The sequence below is a fragment of the Bifidobacterium sp. C0047B3 genome (assembly GCF_056590535.1).
Genome location: NZ_JBWPWH010000004.1, coordinates 122092 through 142478, shown reverse-complemented (window position 1 = coordinate 142478; position 20387 = coordinate 122092). Strand labels below are relative to the sequence as shown.

The window sequence follows — 20387 nt, the reverse complement described above, 5'->3', positions numbered from 1 at the left end:
GTTACTTTTATCGTTAAAGATAGAAGTAACGCTGATGTGCAATATAAATTACTTAAATACGCAACATAATTGCTTAAAAATTAAACTTTCCTAATTCCTCGTATATGCGCTTGCATTCAGGGCAAACTGGGTAGTCATTTGCTTCGTGTCGAGGAATCCACACTTTACCGCACAAAGCTACCACTGGTCGACCAGTTAAGCGCGACTCGTCAATTTTGTCTTTTGACACATAGTGCGCAAAACGATCTGCATTACCACCATCATCTAGACGAGCATCTTCGTCAACTTCTGGACGTTCTAGAACAGAAGTGCTTGTGCCGGAACCAGAGTCTGGATCTGTGGATTGCGAACCAGATTCCATAACAGCATCTAACGCATTATCTGCTTCTAAAGATGAAAACATCTCGCATCCTTTCGTAACGCATTGTGTAACGAATTTCGTAACGAATTTCGTAACGAATTTCGTAGCGCACTAAAATTTAATTGAATTTTATTCGCAAAACCAAGCATAAAGCATTATCGCAACAAACGCTCAAAAAGCTATCAGAAACGCTAATCTTTACGTTTTACAGTACTTGAATTTCTGTTGGTATTGCAGGATCTCCGCGCATCAAACTTTGCGCAGCCAAAGGCAAACGCTTCAAAGCAGAATCGCAATAATCCTGGGCGCGCATAATCGCATCGTGACCCATAAATTGTTCGTCAGCTTCACCGTCGACCATGTAATCAACTAGCAGATTTTCCCACGAATCCTTAGGCTTAAACTGAGCGAGCGCAACTTCCGAGCCGGAAATCACGCGTTCGCAATCAGCTACGCCGCAAGAATCGTTGCTGTAATCGTATGAACGATACGCCAACTTACGTCCAGGCACAGTCGCTTTATTCTTAGAACGCTTAGCAACAGGCTGCATTACACCATCTGCTCCCTCGCGCTCAGTAAGCTTATAAACCATTGCACAAGTTGGAGCGCCGGAACCGGTTACAAGCATTGTGCCGATGCCGTAAGAATCCACAGGCGCATTTTGTAAGGAAGCAAGAGCGTACTCGTCCAAATCGTTCGTAACTGTAATCTTTGTGTTTTTAGCACCCAATTCGTCGAGCTGATTCCTAACGCGACGAGCCAGAGCGCACAAATCTCCAGAATCAATACGAATTCCGCCAAGATCTGGACCTGCAACTTCCACAGCTGTCTTTACAGCTTCCTCAATATTATAAGTGTCAACAAGAAGCGTAGTGCCTTTGCCAAGAGCTGCAATTTGAGAAGTGAAAGCGTCACGCTCAGTGTCGTGAACAAGAGTGAAGCAGTGAGCTGCGGTTCCGATTGCCTTTAAACCGTAAAGTTTTGCAGCCAACAGATTTGCAGTACCTTTAAAACCGCCAATTACTGCTGCACGGGATGCAGCAACTGCAGAATATTCGTTTGTGCGGCGGCCGCCCATATCCATGCAAGGACGACCTGCGGAAGCAGAAACCATGCGAGCTGCAGCAGACGCAACAGCGCAATCGTAATTAAGAACAGAAAGCAGAAGAGTTTCGAGCAAAGTGCACTCGCCGAAAGTGCCTTCTACTTGCAAAATTGGCGAGTTAGGGAAGAACATCTCGCCTTCGCGATAACCGGAAATTTTACCGCGGAATCGGAAATTTTTCAGCCATTCAATGGTTTCTGCGCTAACAATTTTGCGATCGCTTAAGAAACGTAAATCATCTTCCGAAAGATGGAATTTTTGCAACTCTTCCAAAATGCGACCCATGCCAGCAACAACTCCGTAACGACGACCTTGAGGCAAGTGGCGCGTAAAAATTTCAAAAACGCATTTGCGATTTGCGGTGCCGTCTTTAAGAGCAGCGTCGAGCATAGTGTATTCATACATGTCCGTCATAAGAGCAGATGAAATCTCAGCCATGATATTCCTTTCAGTAACGAACAAAATAAAAACAGCTAGGTAATAGATAAGTAGTAGATATGAATCTAATTGGATTGCTAAAGCTAAATCTAAAACCAAATCGCAATAATTGTATCGCTAACTAAAGAACCGACGCACGAAACAGCAAAGCCGACAATTACTTTACGTAGTTGTAAAGAAAAAGTCGAAATATCGCCAAAAAACGACAATTACTTTACGTAGTTGTAAAGAAAAATACGTAGTTGTAAAGGAAATAACGCGTGGAGGCGCGCGCGGTGGACTATAGTCAAGTGCGTATAATAGCAATTATGCTTAATAAGAGTTTGAACGAAGAGACTGCAAAAGTTACTAAAGCCGCAGAAAACCTACACTTATACAACACGGCTTCACATTCAACGAACACTTTCGTACCTAAAAAGCCTGGTCAAGTAGGCATGTACGTGTGCGGCGCAACAGTGCAAAGTTCTCCGCATATTGGTCATATTCGCGCAGCGATTGCATTCGATATAATCCGTCGCTGGATGCTACGTTTAGGATACAAAGTCACGTTTGTTAGAAACGTCACAGATATTGACGACAAAATTATGAAAAAAGCCAATGAATCAGGGCAAAATTGGTGGGAGCGAGCATATATTTACGAGCGCGAATTTACAAAATCCTACAATACTTTAGGAGTGCTTGCGCCAACAGTTGAGCCGCGCGCAACAGGTCATATTACAGACATGGTTGAGCTGATTGAACGCTTAATCGAACGCGGTCACGCATATGTTATTAATGACAGCGACGGAAATCCTACTGGAAATGTTTATTTTGACGTGCCAAGTTGGGAGCATTACGGCGAATTAACGCACCAAAATCAGAACCAAAATGAAACTTGCGCAGACGAAGCTGCAGCTATCGCAGACGCAAAGGGTCCAAGCGTAGACGCTGCTGAAAACGATATTTACAATCCAACAGATCCTGCAGATGCTTCACCAGACAAACACGATCCTAGGGATTTCGCACTTTGGAAAGCACCTTGCGATTTCGATCAGCCGGATGCGCGCTGGAAAACTACTTTTGGCGAAGGACGCCCTGGTTGGCATATTGAATGCTCTGCTATGAGCCACCGTTATCTTGGCGACGATTTCGATATTCACGGAGGCGGACTGGATTTGCGCTTCCCTCATCACGAAAACGAAATGGCACAAACGCGTGCTGCTGGCTGGGAAAGCGCAAATGTGTGGATGCATTCAGCATGGGTTACCGCAAAAGGTGAAAAAATGTCCAAATCCTTAGGAAATGGACTTTCCGTACCAGTAGTTTTGGCGAATAATTCGGCTTGGGTTGTGCGTTATGCTTTGGGAGCAGTGCAATATCGTGCAATGCTGGAGTGGTCCGACCAAGCTTTGGTGGAGTCAAAATCGGCTTACGATCGAATTATGAACTTCCTTGAGAGAGCTGGCAGATTGCTTGACAAGAAGCCAACTTGCGAAGAAGTGCACTCTGTTAATGCAGACGAGCTTCCGGAAGATTTCACTCGTGCTATGAACGATGACATTAACGTTTCTGGCGCAATCGCAGAAATATTTACTACAATTCGTCAAGGAAATGCTCTTATTGACGACTGCAGCAAAGATCCTTCACAAGCACAAAGCGAAAGCGTACAAAAGCTCATATATCTCGCTGTTTTGCAAGTGCGAGCTATGTTAGATACTTTGGGCTTGGATCCTTACGCACAAACGTGGGCTTCGAACGATAATCAATCGTCTACGGAAAGCTCAAATGGCAAGGAAAGCAAAGAATACTCAGCTTTGGACTCTTTAATTACTTTGCAACTTAAAGCTAGAGCAGATGCTAGAAAAGCAAAGGATTTTGCTACTGCAGATGCTATTCGCGACGCGTTAAATAACGCAGGAATTGTAATTGTCGATACTTCGCAAGGATCATCTTGGCATTTGCAATAAACGAAAGTAACGCAAAAGCAAAAGTAACTAAAAAGCAAAAGTATTAGTTAGCAAATCAAGTTAGCAAATCAAGTTAGCAAATCAAGTTAGCAATTGCACTAAAGTTACGTTAGCAACAACAGGTAGAATGGAAAACTATGGCAGCATTTAGTTCGTTAACAGACCGCCTTTCCAATGCTTTTAAGCATTTGCGCAGCAAAGGCAAGCTATCAGAATCCGATATTGACGGCACAATTCGCGAGATTCGCCGCGCACTTCTCGATGCAGACGTTGCGTTGGAAGTGGTCCGCTCATTCACTGCTCGAATTCGCGAGCGCGCTCTTGGTGAGGAAGTTTCGCACGCTTTAAATCCAGCTCAGCAAGTTGTGAAAATTGTAAACGACGAGCTTACGCAAGTATTGGGCGCAGGTGTAGATAGGCAGCTTAATTTTGCGAAGTACCCTCCAACTGTAATTATGCTTGCAGGTTTGCAAGGTGCAGGTAAAACTACGCTTGCTGGAAAGCTAGGCTACTGGCTGAAGGATGCAGGTCATACTCCTTTGCTTGTAGCAGCAGATTTGCAACGACCTAATGCAGTCACGCAGCTGCAAGTTGTTGGCGAGCGCGCAGGAGTTCCTGTATTTGCTCCAGAAAAGGGCGTGCAAACAGGTGGAAGCGCGATTTCTTTGCCATGGTTCACTAAAGGCGACCCGGTTAAGGTTGCGCGCGATTCTATTAATTATGCGCGCGAAAAAATGTATGACACTGTGATTATTGATACCGCAGGTCGTTTGGGTGTTGACGAAGAGCTTATGAAGCAGGCACGCAATATTCGCGATGCCGTGCAACCGCAAGAAGTGCTGTTTGTTATTGATGCAATGATTGGTCAGGATGCTGTTCGCACTGCTCAAGCTTTTAACGATGGCGTGAACTTTACTGGCGTTGTGCTTTCTAAGCTTGATGGCGACGCTCGAGGCGGTGCTGCACTTTCGGTTGCAAGCGTTACTGGAAAGCCGATTTTGTTTGCTTCTACAGGCGAAGGTTTGAAGGATTTTGAAATCTTCCATCCTGATCGAATGGCTTCACGCATACTCGATATGGGCGATATTTTGACGCTTATTGAGCACGCACAGAAGCAGTTCGACGAAGAAGAATCGCGCAAGGCTGCTGCAAAAATAGCTGAAGGCAGCTTTGGTTTGGATGACTTTTTGGAGCAGCTTCAGCAAGTTCGTAAGCTTGGCTCAATGAAGAAGCTTTTGGGCATGATGCCTGGAATGGCAGCTCACCGTCAGGAGCTTGAGCAGTTTGACGATAAGGAAATTGACCGAACTGAGGCAATTATTCGCTCTATGACTCCTCAAGAGCGTAGAAATACAAAGATTATTGACGGATCTCGCCGCGCAAGAATTGCTGCTGGTTCAGGTGTGAGCGTTTCGCAAGTTAATGCACTTTTGCAACGTTTTGAGCAGGCTGCAAAAATGATGAAGCGAATGAGCGGAGGCGCTGGAATGCCTGGCATGGGCGGCATTCCTGGATTCGGTGGAGCTGGCAGTAAGTCGAAGCGCAAAGACAAGAAAGGCAAGAAGAAGGGCGGAAAGTCCGGAAATCCAATGCGCAGAGAAGCTGAGGAGCGCGCGTTGCGTGAGCGTCTTTCTGGCGAATCTACTAGCGACGATGTTGCAGGTTCTGCTTTTGCAAAGCCGCAGCAACCAAATCTTCAGAATCTTCCTGAAGGACTTAAGGAACTTATGAATTCCGAAGACGCAAATCAAGATAATCAACTGCCACCTAACTTTGGCGGCGGATTAGCTGGCTTATTCGGTCGATGATTTTAGTATTGGCGTTTTTGTGGGTTATATTTGTGCCGCTTCTTTTGTGGCAGCTGCTGCGTTGGCTGCCAGCAGGTGCGGATAAATATAACCCACTTCCGTATATTATTGCTCTACTTCCGCTTGCAACTTACGTTGTGGGAGCACTGTTTTTCTTCAGTATTTTCGCTACAGAATGGCAAGTGCTGTACGCATCTAAAAATCCGCAATCGTATAATTTCGCTCAATCTTACGGATATTTATGTATTGCGTACGCTGTGCTATTTTTGATTTCGCTTAAGTCGCATACGCCGTACTGGTTTGCAAAATTACGTAGGTTGCACGAAAGCAGGTCGTCGCACAAAAGCTGCAAGGAACAGCATCAAGAAATACGTGTGATGACTCTTAACTGCAGATACGGAAAAGCGAGCGCATCTGAAATAATAGAAATAGCGAAAAAATATCACGTAAATACGTTACTTTTACAAGAATTAAGCGAGTCTTTAGTAAAAAATCTTGAAAAACTTGGAATATACGAAATTTTTCCAACTTCGTGCGTAGGCGCGCAAAGTGAGCATAATAACGGCGGATTCAACGCTATTTTTACGCAATATTCCGCGATTTCTACTTGCAATAATTCCGTAAAAATTGAAGCTGCAAGCGTACCAAGCGTTACGACTTGCTTAGATTTTGGCGCAACTGAAAAAGTTGTAGTGAAATTTGCTTCTGCACATCCAAAGTCACCGATGCGTGGGTGTGCTGCTTGGAGTAATGGAATTCGCGCACTTGCGACTATTGATTCTGTTACTGATTGCGCTACTTATTCCGCTGATTCCGCTAACAAATGCGCTAACGAATCTACTTCGAAAACTTGCGATTTAGCAACTCTTACTATTGTTACTGGCGATCTTAATTCCACAGTCGACCACCCAAGCTTTCGCTCGCTTTTGAAATACGGATTTACAGACGTTGCACTTTCGCTTGGAAAGCGTCTGCGCACATGGCCTACATGGCTTAAGTGGCCAAATCTTACACTTGACCATGTGCTATTTTGCGCAAAAAACTGTAAATCTAACGCACTATGGCAAAAGAATGTAGTTGTTGACGGCACTGATCACCTAGCTTACATCGCAGCAATCGACCTACAATCACTAGATAAAAACGTCCAAGCGAGCAGGCATAATAGATAAGTTATTCGCGTGAATCGGCGCCCTCTTCCCGATCACGTGAGGAACATGTGGAAGCTCGCAAGGAGTGCCCCACACCCGAACGAAATTCCACGACTCTAGTTATAAGGAGAGCCATTTTGGCAACCAAGATTCGTCTTAAGCGATTGGGCAAGAAGTTCTATGCCTTCTACCGTGTAGTCATTTCTGATTCACGCAACAAGCGCAACGGTCAGTCCATCGAAGAGATCGGCGTTTACGATCCAAACAAGCAGCCATCTATGATTCAGATTGATTCTGAGCGCGCACAGTACTGGCTTGGCGTTGGCGCACAGCCAACCGAACCAGTGTTGAAGCTCTTGAAGATCACTGGTGACTGGCAGAAGTTCAAGGGTCTCGACGGCGCCGAAGGCACGTTGAAGACTTCTGAAGCTGGCCCAGACGCACAGGCTCGCGTTGAAGCTGTTGAAGCTGAAGCTCAGAAGCTGAAGGCCGCTAAGTCTGAAGCCGCTGCTAAGGCTCAGGCTGCAGCTGAAGCCGCTGCAAACGAAGCCGAAGAAGCCCCAGCTGAAGCTGCGGAAGCTGCCGAAGCCGAGGAAAAGGCTGAGTAATCATGCTGGCTCAAGCTGTTGAACATCTCATTAAGAACATCGTGGATTTTCCAGATGACGTGTCGGTACGTTCTCACGAAAATGCTCGCGGCGAATTGCTTCGAGTGCGCGTGAATCCTGAAGATATCGGTCGCGTTATTGGCCGCAATGGTCGTACCGCTAATGCAATTCGCATTGTTGTGCAAGCTTTGAGCAACCACAATGTGCGCGTTGACATTATGGACGTACGTAAGTGAGATGAACGTGGCATTAGACCAACAATCTTTTGACAACCCTCAGCAAAGTCGTAATGACCTGCTGAGGGTTTGTCGTATCGGTAAAGCCCAAGGTTTAAAAGGCGAAGTCACTGTACAAATTTTTACAGATGAACCTTACGAACGTTTTGAGCCTGGAAATGTATTGTGCACTGCAGATGGCGAGCGCGAGTTCGTTATTGAGAACGCAAGAACGTTCAAAAATCGTTGGATTTTACTATTCGAAGAATCACAAAATCGCAACGATGCAGAAGCACTTAATGGCATTGAATTGTATGTGCATGCAGAAGATGCGCAAGAACTTGCTGCCGAAAATGCTTGGTATATTAAGGATTTAGTCGGTTTGCAAGCGCGATTGTGTGAAGAAAATCAGCTTGGGCTGTCGGCTTGCACTATTGGAAAAGTTGTGGATGTGCTCGATGGCGCGCAATCTTTGCTGAAAATCCGTTTAGATCATCCGATTGACGAAGAGAATAAAACAGCGCTCGTGCCATTTGTTGAAGCTATTGTGCCGGAAGTTGACGTTGTAAACGGGTATTTGACTATCGATCCTCCGGGCGGTTTAATTCCGGGGCTTTCGTAGTTTTATTAGTTTTCGTAGTTTTTGTAGTTTCGTAGTTTTCGTAGTAGAGTGCCTTATGATGGACATCGATATTATTTCCGTATTCCCAGAATATTTTCGCATGCTAGACCTAAGTTTGTTAGGCAAAGCGCAAAATAATGGTTTATTGCAAATTCGCGCATACAATTTACGCAAATGGACTCACGATGTGCATCAATCGGTTGATGACACGCCGGTTGGCGGTGGTGCTGGCATGGTTATGAAGCCTGAAGTTTGGGCGGAATGCTTAGACGAGCTGCTTAACTTGCCAAAATCTGAAGTAAAAAATACGTGCGATACGTGCGATACATGCGATAGTTGCGATAGTTGCGATAGTTGCGAAGAAGCAAAAATCGCGCCTAATAAAATAGACTCAACTAAACCAATTCTTATATTCCCGAACCCTTCTGCCCCACTATTTACGCAAAAAGACGCAACGGAATTAAGCAACGCAAATCATTTGGTATTTGGATGCGGCAGATACGAAGGCTACGACGCTAGGATTCCAGAATATTACCGCGCGCAAGGAATTGACGTACGCGAGTATTCAATTGGCGATTACGTGTTAAATGGCGGAGAAGTTGCAGTAAGCGTTATGCTTGAGGCAATTACACGCTTAATCCCTGGGTTTATGGGAAATCCTGAGTCGATTGTTGAAGAGTCGTACACAGGATCGGACGCACTTTTGGAACACCATCAATACACGCGTCCAACTACTTGGCGAGGTATAAGCGTTCCGGAAATACTCACTTCCGGAAATCACGCCAAAGTTGATCGTTTTCGTCGAGATGAAGCTATATCTCGCACAAGCGAAATTCGACCTGATTTGATTGAAAAATTGGACTGCCACAAGATAGATAAAGCGGATCGAAAAACGCTTATGTCGCTCGGATGGGAAGTTTCCGGCGAACATCCGCGCAAAAACTTACTCTAGCAACAAAAGCCGAAAAATAAATTAGTCACGAGAAGACTGAATAAACAGCACCGCAGTTTCTCCGTAATTACGCGTATCAAACAGCTCCCAGCCTTCAGGCATAGTCGGCAAAACGCTTCGCGCGCTACGCTCCAACACAATCAACGTATCCGCAGAAACGCTCGCAACTCCGCTAGCAATCATCGAAGCCAATAAACTTTCGCAATCCGCAGTTTCGTAAGCATAAGGCGGATCGATAAAAACCAAGTCGAACGCTTCCCCACTATAATCCGCAACGAACTGCTCCGCGCGCTTTCGAAGAACCCTCATAGAAAGCGCAGAATCCCAAGCCTTTGAACTCTGCAACGCTTTCGACGTACGAAGTATAAGCGCAGCCGCTTGCGAATTTGCTTCAACAGACACAAGCTCGCGCGCGCCACGAGATAGCGCCTCAACTCCGAGCGCTCCCGTGCCGGCAAATAGATCAAGTACGCGCGCATTGTGCATAACATCCCACGAATCAAGCCTAGAAAATATCGCTTCTTTCGTGCGATCTGTAGTAGGTCTTGTACACGACTGCGCTGAAGTAAGCGGCAAAGATTTAAAACGTCCAGCAATAATGTGCATACTTCTAGCTTAGCCGGAACCTGCAGACACGCACGCGGCGGCAGAAACTTTACAGCGGTGTAAAGAAAAAGTCGTTTCCGCGCGAAAAAACGGCAGAAAGTTTACAGCGGTGTAAAGAAAAAGTCGGCTACGCACCAAAAAACGGCAGAAAGTTTACAGCGGTGTAAAGGAAAAGTCGGATGCGCGCGAAAAAACGGCAGAAACTTTGCAAAAAAGCAGATATTACTTATCCGCCGCCTTAGGATCCGGAATTAAGAACGAGCAAGCGAGAGCAAAAGCGAGCAAAACGACGCCGGCAACCATCGCAGCAGCGTATCCGCATGTTACGCCACTCAAAGACGCAACATTCGTCATCACAGCATACAAAATTGCAAAACTTAAGCCGGCTCCCAAATTAAAAGCTCCAGCATTCATACCCGGCAAGTATCCCGGATTATCTTTTGGAGAAAGCACAATACCTAAGCCATTAAGCATAATATTTGCCATGCCAGAATAGCTCACGCCTACCCACACTGAAAACAGCACTAAAGCCCAAGCAGACGGCATATAAGCAACATACACGCCAAAAGCAACACAAATCATGCTAAACGCAATTCCAATACGCAACACAAGCCTGTACCCGTAATTTGCAGCGAGCACGCCCGAAATAGTGCCAAACAATAGTCCAATAATTGCGTAAGGAGTAAGAGTTACGAAACTTACCATATTCGTGCCAATATTTGCACCAAACTTACTATCGTTAGCAAGCTTTATAACAACACCATTTATCAAAGCAAACACGCCAGTCATTGTCAATAAAGTGCACAAAAGCAAACCCCATGTGCGACGCTGCTTCATATATGTCGTAGAAACCAGCGGAGCCGCGCTTAAAACTTCGATTTTCCAGAATATTGCGAAAAACAGCACAGCAACAAGCACAAGAATAAGCACCATAAGCCAGTTAGATTTAGCTAGTTTATTACTAAGTTCATTAATAGAAAGATATATTGCAAGAAACGCAATTCCGAGCGTTATAACTCCTAGCCAATCCATTCTGCTAGTAGCATCCGAGCGAGATTCATCAGCTAAAACAATAATCATAATAACAGCAATAGCTGCGATTGAAGCCATAATCCAAAAAACAGAACGGAATCCGTATTTACTGGCGAGCCAACCACCTAATAAAGCATCAAATCCAGCAATACCGCCATTTACGGAACTTAATATTGCCATCAACTTTGCGTAACTTTTTTCTTGCCGTACGCGCACGCGCAACATAATTAAGCACATTGGCAATACAGGCCCGGAAGCACCTTGCAAAATACGCCCAAGCATAAGCATATTAACGTCTTGAGCTAGCGCAGAAATAATGCTTCCAAAAAGAGTTGAGATAAGAATTCCGGAAAGTACTTTTTTACGCCCAATTAGATCAGACAATCGCGGCAAAAATAGCGAAAATAATGCTGCAGCAGTAAAGAATACCGTTTGCGTTAAAGCGATTTGAGTATCTGTAGTATGAAGTTCTTTTGACATCGTCGTCAACACTGGCGAAAGCATAGAAACGTTTAGCTGGAACGCAAAAATAGCAGCAAGAAACGCCACCATTAACGCCAAAACGGAACGTCCACCCTTATCTAGCATACGCGTAGAAAATGTTGGAGATTCAACCTCAGCCATAATCTAACCTCCGCTTAATTACGTAAAGTTACGCAACGTAAAGTTACGCAACGTAACATTACACAATGTAAAGTTATACAAAGTCATTCAAAAGTCATTCAAAAGTCACCAACAATCACCCAATGCGCTTAATCGCATCTATAATCAAATTCCAGAATTTATCGAAATCAAGTTTTGTAGCAACTTGCGTATGGCATTCTTCTTCAGAAGGTTCAGTGCCACGCAAATCTGCAACTGTCATGCCAAGAGTTAAGTCACTGTTTATTTCAACATCAAGTGGGCAACGCCTTGTGCTAATAACACTTTTATCGATCAAATAAGCGACTGTGCAAGGGTCATGCACTGGAGGATCAACAAAATCTTGATTATTCTTATAAGCTTTACGGAAGTAATTCATAAGATCGCAAGCAAATTTGGAAACAGGCGTTCCAATAGAATTAATTTTCTTCTGTATTTCTAAAGTGCACAAAGCTTGGTGAGTTAAATCTAAGCCGACCATCGTAACTCGCCAATTTTCATTAATCACAATATGCGCAGCTTCAGGATCCGTCTTAATATTAAACTCAGCAACAGCACTGCAATTGCCACTATGATAGCCACCACCCATAAGAACTACTTCTTTAACGCGGCTTACAATTCTAGGCTCCATTCGCACAGCCATAGCGATATTCGTAAGAGGTCCAGTTGGTACAAGCGTAATTGTGCCAGGCTCATGGCTCATAATTGTGTCAATAATCCAGTTAACAGCATGCCCTTTATCCAAAGGTTTAGTTGGTACTGGAATATTTGCGCCGTCTAATCCGGTTTCTCCATGAACAGCAGCAGCAACTTTTAGCGGACGAACCATAGGACGGTCGCATCCGGCATGAACTGGAATATTAGTTGCATGAGCTATTTCTAGAGTTGCTCGAGCATTGTATGTTACTTTTTCTAGGCTCTGATTTCCACCAACCGTAGTTACGCCCAGCAAATCGATACTAGGATTGCCAACAGCTAATAAAATTGCCATCGCATCGTCATGACCAGGGTCACAATCTAGGATGATGGAAGTCATACCAACTCCTTCATAAGCACATGTATTTGTAGGCAAATCGTGACGAATACACTTCGCATAAAAACGCAAAATTAAGCACGCTCATGAATATTCGTCATGCGTTTAGAAATAAGTTCTGGATTAAACGACTCATGCACAGGCTGCATAGATTCAGTATTCAAAGCTGCAGCAGCAACCGCAAATCTGCCAGTTTTTGAAGAATCAAATTCGTTATACCGCGCGTAAATAAGCGCAGCAGTAGCAGCATCACTAGAACCGTTGTCGTTGCCGACAGCTTCAACGCCAACATTGCTATTTCCGCGAGTTAGCATCATTCTCTGGACGCGTTTGACTGGTACAGGATAGAACGACACTCCCTCATTTGAAACACCATAAGCAACTCCTGCGCGACCGGCATTTACAAATACACGCTTTACTCCACGCTTGAGCAACACATTCGCACAGCGAATTGCAGAACGCTCGTCAACAGCATTAATGCCGGTTAAAGCCTGCGATTCAGCAGTATCTAAAATAAGAGTGTCAATACGAGACAATCTAGAAAGCACGCGAGGAGCTTTTGCATCCGTAACTGCGCGAACAACAATAGGACGGCGATAACGGTCACATAGCCACTCAATTGACTTTTGCGGAATATTAGTATCCAACACCAAAATATCAGCATTTTCAATAATAGACATGCGCTCACGCAAAAAATCAGGAGTCATGTGATCGTAAATACTCATATCGTCTAAAGCAAGCAAACGCTGACCAGAAGCGTCACCAACATACATGTACGAAGCAGTCATCGACTCAGGAAGTTGCTTCGCGTAGCCAATATCTAAGCCGTTTGCAGCAGCATCAATGCGGAAAAGCTCTCCGTTGTGATCGCCACCGTACACAGAAACCATGCTTGTGCGAATATTAAGACGCTCCAACGCGACTGCAATATTCCTTCCAACACCGCCTAGCATGTAGCGCACGTGGGAAGCATTAGACGTGTAATCCATCAAATCTCCGCAAGCAATGCCGAGAACATCCATGCTAATTCCGCCAACAACAGTCACATAACTTGGAGGAGTAACAATATATCCCTTACCGCGTAAATAGCCTTTGCGAATTAAATTGGAAATATGAGCAGCCACACCTGAACGAGTAATTCCTGCGAGATTTGCAAGTTCCTGCTGGCTAATCATCGGGTTTTGTTGAATCCAAGTCAAGATTTGTTGTTCGCGTTCAGTCATTGTCGCCTCATCTCTATTGTGATTACAAATGATGCCTACTATCTAGGATATTCACAATTCTCATAATATGCACGTAAATTTATGTAATTTTGTTGTTTTTTTATATTATATCTAACAAAAGTTGATATTAATTATCAATTAAAAATAGCTTTATTGCCGTATTTTTTACTAAATTAAGTGCATAAATATGCAATAATTTTTTCTTTATACTTTTATTTATAGGATATTTTATTCATACAATATTTTAATTTTATAAGATATATTGCGTGCAAATTCAAAACTTTGGAATTTTAATTGCTTACGATTTGCGCACTTCCGCCTCTCGTAAAATCAAGCACCGCACCTGCAAGATACGGCAACGAAACAAGATGAGCGTCTTTTTGCAAAGTCTCCAACGCATCTTCACGAGCCATAGCGATAATCTTTGCATCCTTAACGACTCGCAAAATCTTCAAACTCGAGCGACCACCCGACTGCTTATCGCCAAGAACATCGCCAACATTGCGCAATTCCAAATCTTTCTTAGCAATTACGGCACCATCTAGCGAATTTTCAACAACTTGCAAACGTTCTTGAGCAAGACTTCCATCCTCAGTTTGCGCAACCAAAAATGCCCAAGAATTCGTGCCACCACGCCCAACACGCCCACGCAATTGATGCAATTGCGCAAGACCAAAACGATCCGCGTCAAAAATCACAATGCAACTCGCTTGAGGCACGTCAACACCGACCTCAATAACCGTTGTAGCAACAAGAACTTGCACATCTCCGCGCGCAAAACGTTCCATCGTTTCGCGTTTCGTAGCATCGTCGTCGCGACCAGTGAGCTTAGCAAAAGTAACGCCTTTAAATTGCGGCAAAGCTGAAAGCCGCTTCAAAATGCCGTTAACTGTATGAAGTTTGCGCAAAGAATCTGCGCTATTTTCTTCAGATTGATTAGATTGCACAGATTGCGAAACATCTTCAAAACCTTCAGATTCATCGCTAGCAAAATCCCTAGCAGAATCCCTATCAGAATCCCTACCAGAACCACTACCAGAACCATCACTAAAATCATCATCAATATGCGCGCAAACAACATACGCACGCTCACCTGCATCAATGCGAGCACGAATATGCGCAAACATTCTAGCCATAGTATTCGCATCTGCTTCTTGTACAACAAAAGTGCGAATAGGTTTTCTACCTCCAGGCAATTCAGTTAAATACGAAGCATCCAAATCGCCGAACCACGTCATAGCAGCAGAGCGCGGAATAGGCGTTGCAGTCATTACTAAAAGATGCGGAGTAAAAGCCTTTTCAGCACTATCATGCGAATCTACACTCATTTTGCGCAACAAAACATCGCGCTGCTCAACTCCAAAACGATGTTGCTCGTCAATAATTACCAAAGCTAAATTAGTCGGCTTAAAAGTCGACGAGAACGCTGCATGAGTTGCAACAATAAGCGAAGGCTCTCCACTTGCAACACTCGCTAGCGCACGTCTGCGATCCGCAAGTCTCATGCCGCCAGTTACTACGATTACAGGCACTTTTAGATTCGCGCGCGAAATCATTTGTCGCAAATTTTCGGCATGTTGAGACGCAAGAACTTGAGTAGGAGCCACAAGCACAGCCTGATAGCCTGATCCAACTGCTTCAAGCATTGCAGCGAGCGCAACAACTGTTTTTCCGGAACCAACTTCACCTTGAAGCAAGCGACGCATCGGATGGTTCTCACGCATATCGCGCACGATCTCATCAATTACATCTTTTTGACCTGCAGTAAGCTCAAACGGCAAACTTTCCACAAATTCATTTCTTAGAAGAGAATTATTACAGGATTTTGCTTGATTATCTTTAGAATCTTCACGAGATCGCAATACAGCTACTTGGGAAATAAAAGCTTCTTCATAGCGCAACGAGTCAACAGCTTTGTAAAATTCGTCAACTGATTGCGGATTATGAATTGAGTATATTGCTGACGCTCTAGTCATGAGGTTACGTTTTTTTAGCACTGATTCAGGCGTAATATTTGGGATTTGCAGGGATTCAGTAGCGCCAGCTGCGGAATCTTTAGAAGCTGCGGAATCTTCAGAAGCTGCGGAATCTTCAGAATCTTCAGAAAGTGCAGAAAGCATAGAAAGTATAGTTTCGTGAATATGCTCACTAGAGATTCGCGAATTTGCATGATAAACGGGCATAGGCGCGCTCATACGCGCCAAACCATCTTCCACGCTTCTTACAGTATCGCGAGATTGATGTAAGCTATCGCTTTCTTCTGCAGCAGATACAGTAAGAATTTGAGGATGCGTAAATTGCAATTTACCATTAAAAGCGCTAGACGTGCCGCCAACAACAACCATTTCGCCAACATGCATCTTTGCGGAAAGCCACTGAGCGTATTGACGATTTTTAGAAAAATAAATAAGTTGAGCTACTGCTTGCGTATCTTGCAAAACATTAATTTCGATTCTAAAACCGCGACGAGCGTTCATAGGCACAACGTTAATTGACTGGACTTGCGCATAGAAAGCCACTTCTTCGCCAATTTTTACATCTTTTAAGTTCGCAATTCTCAATGGACTTGTGACTCTAAACGGGTAGTAAGTTAACGCGTCTTCGACTGTGACTATGCCCAAAGATTTTAATGCAGAAACGCGTCGCTTATTGCTGATTATCGCAGAAAGCGAAGTGTGCATTTTGGCTGAGTTCGTGGGCGTATTTAGCATATTTCGATTATAAATCATTCGCAATCAGGAATATAACGCGCAAGCGAAAAATATGCGAATACAAAAAAGCCCCGAGCAACACTCAGGGCCTTACAATTTAAACGCAATACAATGCGCGAATCACGCCTCAACGCGCTGAACCTTGCCAGCCTTAATGCATTTCACGCACACACGAAGGCGAACGTTCTCGCCATCAATGGTGGTGCGAACCGGCTGAAGGTTCGGGCGGAAGGTGCGCTTATTGCGGATATGCGAATGTGAAACAGTGAAACCAGTCTGAGGTCCCTTGCCACATACTGCGCAACGAGCTGCCATAATTGGACTCCTATTTTCTTTGACTTGCAAGTCTTGCGTCATTCAAACACACGAACTACTTACGCAAATTACTTACGCACATTGCATAAACAAATAAGCACGCTTGAACGCACAACTACACAAGTATATCACTTACCAAGACAATCCGCACGCACGAACTCAGTCTTTTCTTGTAAATCCTTAACTGTCTTGCATCCAAGAAGAGCCATAATCACCCTAATTTGCTTCTTCCAGTTATCAATTTGCAAAGAAAGCGCGTCCTCACCTTCATGAATAAGCGTATGCAAAAACTCGCCAGCGACACCAACTGCCGAAGCACCCAAAGCCAACGCGCGCACAACATCCAAAGGCGTGCGAACTCCTCCACTTGCGAAAATTTCCATATTTTTTAACGAATCACACTTGCGTATGTCAACCAGCGACTCAACAGTAGTAAGACCCCAATCAGCCAAATAGTCACAGTCGCCTAAGTGTCTGCGAGCATTCTCTATTGTTACAAAATTAGTTCCGCCACGACCAGAAACATCTACAGTGCGCACTCCAACATCTTTAAGATGCTGAACATCTTTAGCAGAAATTCCGCATCCAGTTTCCTTCACAATCACAGGCACTTTTAGAGCTTCGCACGCACTGACAATAGACTCAATATTGCGCAACCAATTTCGAAAATCGCGATCGCCTTCTTGCATAACCAACTCTTGTGCAGCATTTAAATGCACTTGTAACGCATTCGCCTGAATCATGTTTACAGCACGCAATGCATCAGACGCGCTAGTTCCAGCGCTAACATTTGCCATCACAAATCCGTGTGGATTTTCACTTCTTATGACACTGAAAGTGCTGAGTAAAGTTTCGTCTCGAAGAGCAGCACTCAAAGATCCACTCGCCATAGCAACAGAATTTTTTGCAGCAACTCTAGCAAGACTTGCATTCACTTTTTTAGCAGCATCACTTCCGCCGGTCATTGCGTTAATATATATCGGCGAGCACCAATGCACAGAATCGCATACTTCGCTTCCTAGCACGCTCACACTATCGTCAATTTCTTCAAGCGCGACTTGCGGCAAAGCATTCGGCACAAAACGAACTTTGTCAAAATCTGAATTTGCACGAGTTTTATACTGCTTATCCGCAAGCGCAATATGCGCGTCTTTTCGGTTTTGTATTGTGCAAGATTGAGCAGATTGCATATTAAGCTCGCGACGCTTAGCAAACGCGTCTAATACAATATTTTCAGAAGGCTTACCAGTTCCAAAAATTTCCGTAACATCAATATTCAATGGCTTTATTCCATTGGCTTCCCAAGTAGATTTCATAGTTTCAATTACATTATTGTCATAAGTTGTCGACAGCGCAATTGCGCAATCTCCTCCGCCTGCACCGCTAGTTTTTGCAGGAATACCGGCACAAGTCGCAATTTCAATAAATTTTGTAAGTTCACGCGTTTCGATAACAGTTCCAGTAAGAGCACTTAATTTTTGCAACAACGCACGATTTTGAGAAAAACCGCTATAGATTTCGCTTATTTCAAACTTTTCAATTGCGCGCGCAAGTTTTTGCACGCAAATCTCACTTTGTTTGCAAAAATCTTCGTAAGTAAAAGATTTAATTTTTTTGTCAAAAGCACTAGTTTCGACGCTACTTTCAGCATTACTTTCAACGTTACTTTCCGTACTAGTTTTAACGCTACTTTCTACGCTACTTACTAGCTTTGCACTAGACGCAGGAGAACCAGTCCACCCGACTAAAAGTTTTAGCGACTTATCTACATTTAAACGCTTAACTTCCAGTCGCGGCCACTTTTTGTGCAACAACTCACCGAAATCAGAGCATCCGGATTTTACTAGCGTAAGCTCAGCTTCAAGCCACTCGCGGTTATACGCGCGATACATAATCCAACCGCCATAAGAACTGGCGGCAACGTCTCCACCGCTTCCGGATTTTTTAACACTCGACGACGCAATTAACGCTAGCTTGCAAATTTCTGGAGTCGAAAGATTCAAATCATACCATTTACACAACGCGCGAATAACTGCGACAGTTACTGCAGCAGAAGATCCAAGACCGTATTTTCTACCAGTTTTTGCATCATCAAGTTCGCTAGAAATATGCACATTGTAACTTTTTCGGTTAATATTTGGCGCACATTCCTCACTAGCATAAGCGTCAACTACACTCATTGCTGCAAGCACATAAGCATATTTTCCGTCGTTTTGTATTTCAATACTTCCGTCTGATGCGCGCGACCAAAGAAGCTGTTTATATTTTTCGCCATCTGAGGTAATTACACCACAATAATTTCTGCTACTAGGCGTATTTTTCTGCAAATTTTCGCGTAACTCTTCGTTTAAAGTTTCATCACTTACGCTAACCGTCACATAACGATTAACAGCAGCAACAATTGCAGCACAGCCGTCAACAACAGCATACTCGCCAGCAATATAAAGCTTTCCTGGGGCACTAGAGCGCACTTGAGTCATATTATCCGCCTATTTTAAACTCGTACTCACCGTCACAGCGTCACCTGGCAGCGCAATCGCAAATTTCGGCTCGCAATATTCTGTATTACAAAAAACGCTAGAATTACGCAAACCATCCTCAACTCGCGCACGCAACTGACACATTGCACGATAAGCATCATCTCCAGAAGTAAGCACCTTCACATTCGGACCAGCATCCATCGTAGACCACACCAGCCAACCATCTTTTCGCATATTTTTAACCGCTTCAAGCACAATATGCGTTTTGCTAGTCAAATAATTCACCGATGGAACAGCATTATGCATAGTTTCGTGCATTCCAAAAGCATTGCGCTCAACAACCTCGCCCAATTGCTCAATATCTGCTCGCTTAATTGCATCTTTAGCAATTTCAAGGTCGTCTTTCGACTGCTCAACCCATTGCATATACGTTGGCGAAGTTTCAACCGTTCTGCGCATCGCTTCCCGGCTAGAAATCGGCTTTTTGCTATCGTCCAAAGTGACGACAATCATAGCAAGGTTTAAATTTTTAAGCGCAACTTGTGCATTTTCAATAGGCTCTGCATAAGATGTTTCGTCGTCGCAACCTGCATGCCAAATTGAAAGTCCTCCAAAAATCGAACGACAAGCTGAACCAGAACCACGTCTTGCAAGTCTAGAAAGTTCTTGTGGAGTTAGGTTTAATCCAGCAGCGTACGAGGCAGCAGACGCAAGAGCTGCAAAGCCAGACGCGCTCGAAGCAAGACCGGCAGCAGTTGGCACAATATTATGCGAAACAACGCTTGCTTTCGTTGAAATTCCTGCAATTTCACGCACCAAATCGAGCATAGCGACTACGCGACGAAAAGTTTTTGCAGACGGCGAAATCTTTTCATTATCTAAAGTAAAAGTATCTTGTTCAAGATTATTCGCAAAACTTACGCTTGTAGTTGTAGACAAATCCGAAAGGGTGAGAGAAAGCGAGGAGGTATAAGGCAAAATCAGCTTTCCATCGCGCTTACCCCAATACTTAATCAGCGCAATATTCGCGTTTGCTTTAGCAAAAGCTGAGTTGGGTGAAAGACTAGCGTCAAACGTTATTTTTGGCTGAATTTCAACGTTTTGCATGCTGTTCCTTTTGCGGCAGATCAGTAATTCTCGTT

At 44.1% G+C, this 20387-nt stretch carries 17 protein-coding genes; 7 read left to right on the top strand and 10 right to left on the bottom strand.

Going from position 1 to position 20387, the window contains the following annotated elements:
• Positions 1–73: 73 nt before the first annotated feature.
• The gene (locus AC1EKT_RS05455) at positions 74–403 is read right to left on the bottom strand and encodes a DUF3039 domain-containing protein (protein WP_119527012.1); all 330 of its coding nucleotides are present in this window, start codon (positions 401–403) and stop codon (positions 74–76) included.
• Positions 404–566: 163 nt separating this feature from the next.
• A complete protein-coding gene (locus AC1EKT_RS05450; protein WP_481616157.1) occupies positions 567–1904 on the bottom strand; it encodes a nicotinate phosphoribosyltransferase in 1338 nt (445 codons plus the stop codon).
• Between the two features lie 308 nt (positions 1905–2212).
• Here AC1EKT_RS05450 and cysS point away from each other — a divergent pair, with 308 nt between their 5' ends.
• The 7 genes from cysS to trmD all read left to right on the top strand — a co-directional run bounded on the left by cysS (position 2213) and on the right by trmD (position 9203).
• Positions 2213–3850 (top strand): cysteine--tRNA ligase, encoded by a 1638-nt coding sequence (gene cysS, locus AC1EKT_RS05445; protein WP_481616158.1) that lies wholly within the window; start codon positions 2213–2215, stop codon positions 3848–3850.
• A 137-nt stretch (positions 3851–3987) separates the two neighbouring features.
• Positions 3988–5658 (top strand): signal recognition particle protein, encoded by a 1671-nt coding sequence (gene ffh / locus AC1EKT_RS05440; RefSeq protein ID WP_004105368.1) that lies wholly within the window; start codon positions 3988–3990, stop codon positions 5656–5658.
• Complete coding sequence (locus tag AC1EKT_RS05435; protein ID WP_481616159.1) at positions 5655–6827, top strand: endonuclease/exonuclease/phosphatase family protein; 1173 nt, start codon at positions 5655–5657, stop codon at positions 6825–6827. Before ffh ends, AC1EKT_RS05435 begins: the two co-directional genes overlap by 4 nt.
• 116 nt (positions 6828–6943) lie before the next feature.
• The gene (gene rpsP / locus AC1EKT_RS05430; protein ID WP_033888579.1) at positions 6944–7414 is read left to right on the top strand and encodes a 30S ribosomal protein S16; all 471 of its coding nucleotides are present in this window, start codon (positions 6944–6946) and stop codon (positions 7412–7414) included.
• Positions 7415–7416: 2 nt separating this feature from the next.
• Positions 7417–7650 carry an RNA-binding protein gene (locus tag AC1EKT_RS05425; protein WP_004105376.1) on the top strand — a complete coding sequence of 78 codons (234 nt, stop codon included), beginning with the start codon at positions 7417–7419 and terminating at the stop codon, positions 7648–7650.
• A 1-nt stretch (position 7651) separates the two neighbouring features.
• Positions 7652–8251 carry a ribosome maturation factor RimM gene (rimM, locus tag AC1EKT_RS05420; protein WP_481616177.1) on the top strand — a complete coding sequence of 200 codons (600 nt, stop codon included), beginning with the start codon at positions 7652–7654 and terminating at the stop codon, positions 8249–8251.
• A gap of 58 nt (positions 8252–8309) precedes the next feature.
• Positions 8310–9203: a tRNA (guanosine(37)-N1)-methyltransferase TrmD gene (trmD, locus tag AC1EKT_RS05415; RefSeq protein WP_481616178.1), complete on the top strand. Its 894-nt coding sequence runs from the start codon at positions 8310–8312 to the stop codon at positions 9201–9203.
• A 21-nt stretch (positions 9204–9224) separates the two neighbouring features.
• On the opposite strand, the gene rsmD is transcribed toward trmD, so the two are convergent.
• From rsmD to mvaD, 8 genes are all read right to left on the bottom strand, one after another.
• Complete coding sequence (gene rsmD / locus AC1EKT_RS05410) at positions 9225–9809, bottom strand: 16S rRNA (guanine(966)-N(2))-methyltransferase RsmD (protein WP_481616160.1); 585 nt, start codon at positions 9807–9809, stop codon at positions 9225–9227.
• A gap of 222 nt (positions 9810–10031) precedes the next feature.
• A complete protein-coding gene (uriT, locus tag AC1EKT_RS05405) occupies positions 10032–11465 on the bottom strand; it encodes a uridine transporter UriT (protein WP_481616161.1) in 1434 nt (477 codons plus the stop codon).
• A gap of 115 nt (positions 11466–11580) precedes the next feature.
• Positions 11581–12519, bottom strand: a complete 939-nt coding sequence (gene uriH / locus AC1EKT_RS05400; protein ID WP_419398925.1) for a uridine-preferring nucleoside hydrolase UriH — start codon at positions 12517–12519, stop codon at positions 11581–11583.
• A gap of 71 nt (positions 12520–12590) precedes the next feature.
• Positions 12591–13739 carry a PfkB family carbohydrate kinase gene (locus AC1EKT_RS05395; RefSeq protein WP_415683319.1) on the bottom strand — a complete coding sequence of 383 codons (1149 nt, stop codon included), beginning with the start codon at positions 13737–13739 and terminating at the stop codon, positions 12591–12593.
• 290 nt (positions 13740–14029) lie between these two features.
• Positions 14030–16468: an ATP-dependent DNA helicase RecG gene (locus tag AC1EKT_RS05390; protein WP_415683318.1), complete on the bottom strand. Its 2439-nt coding sequence runs from the start codon at positions 16466–16468 to the stop codon at positions 14030–14032.
• Between the two features lie 102 nt (positions 16469–16570).
• Positions 16571–16765, bottom strand: a complete 195-nt coding sequence (rpmB, locus tag AC1EKT_RS05385) for a 50S ribosomal protein L28 (RefSeq protein WP_012913853.1) — start codon at positions 16763–16765, stop codon at positions 16571–16573.
• Positions 16766–16893: 128 nt separating this feature from the next.
• Positions 16894–19245 (bottom strand): type 2 isopentenyl-diphosphate Delta-isomerase, encoded by a 2352-nt coding sequence (gene fni, locus AC1EKT_RS05380; protein WP_415683317.1) that lies wholly within the window; start codon positions 19243–19245, stop codon positions 16894–16896.
• Positions 19246–19254: 9 nt separating this feature from the next.
• Positions 19255–20352 carry a diphosphomevalonate decarboxylase gene (mvaD, locus tag AC1EKT_RS05375; protein WP_415683316.1) on the bottom strand — a complete coding sequence of 366 codons (1098 nt, stop codon included), beginning with the start codon at positions 20350–20352 and terminating at the stop codon, positions 19255–19257.
• Between the last annotated feature and the right edge of the window lie 35 nt (positions 20353–20387).

Coding starts and splice junctions, on each gene's coding strand:
- AC1EKT_RS05450 (WP_481616157.1), bottom strand. CDS start 1,904: ATGGCTGAGATTTCATCTGCTCTTATGACGGACATGTATGAATACACT.
- AC1EKT_RS05395 (WP_415683319.1), bottom strand. CDS start 13,739: ATGACTGAACGCGAACAACAAATCTTGACTTGGATTCAACAAAACCCG.
- AC1EKT_RS05435 (WP_481616159.1), top strand. CDS start 5,655: ATGATTTTAGTATTGGCGTTTTTGTGGGTTATATTTGTGCCGCTTCTT.
- fni (WP_415683317.1), bottom strand. CDS start 19,245: ATGACTCAAGTGCGCTCTAGTGCCCCAGGAAAGCTTTATATTGCTGGC.
- ffh (WP_004105368.1), top strand. CDS start 3,988: ATGGCAGCATTTAGTTCGTTAACAGACCGCCTTTCCAATGCTTTTAAG.
- mvaD (WP_415683316.1), bottom strand. CDS start 20,352: ATGCAAAACGTTGAAATTCAGCCAAAAATAACGTTTGACGCTAGTCTT.
- AC1EKT_RS05425 (WP_004105376.1), top strand. CDS start 7,417: ATGCTGGCTCAAGCTGTTGAACATCTCATTAAGAACATCGTGGATTTT.
- cysS (WP_481616158.1), top strand. CDS start 2,213: ATGCTTAATAAGAGTTTGAACGAAGAGACTGCAAAAGTTACTAAAGCC.
- uriT (WP_481616161.1), bottom strand. CDS start 11,465: ATGGCTGAGGTTGAATCTCCAACATTTTCTACGCGTATGCTAGATAAG.
- rimM (WP_481616177.1), top strand. CDS start 7,652: ATGAACGTGGCATTAGACCAACAATCTTTTGACAACCCTCAGCAAAGT.
- rpmB (WP_012913853.1), bottom strand. CDS start 16,765: ATGGCAGCTCGTTGCGCAGTATGTGGCAAGGGACCTCAGACTGGTTTC.
- trmD (WP_481616178.1), top strand. CDS start 8,310: ATGGACATCGATATTATTTCCGTATTCCCAGAATATTTTCGCATGCTA.
- AC1EKT_RS05390 (WP_415683318.1), bottom strand. CDS start 16,468: ATGATTTATAATCGAAATATGCTAAATACGCCCACGAACTCAGCCAAA.
- rsmD (WP_481616160.1), bottom strand. CDS start 9,809: ATGCACATTATTGCTGGACGTTTTAAATCTTTGCCGCTTACTTCAGCG.
- uriH (WP_419398925.1), bottom strand. CDS start 12,519: ATGACTTCCATCATCCTAGATTGTGACCCTGGTCATGACGATGCGATG.
- AC1EKT_RS05455 (WP_119527012.1), bottom strand. CDS start 403: ATGTTTTCATCTTTAGAAGCAGATAATGCGTTAGATGCTGTTATGGAA.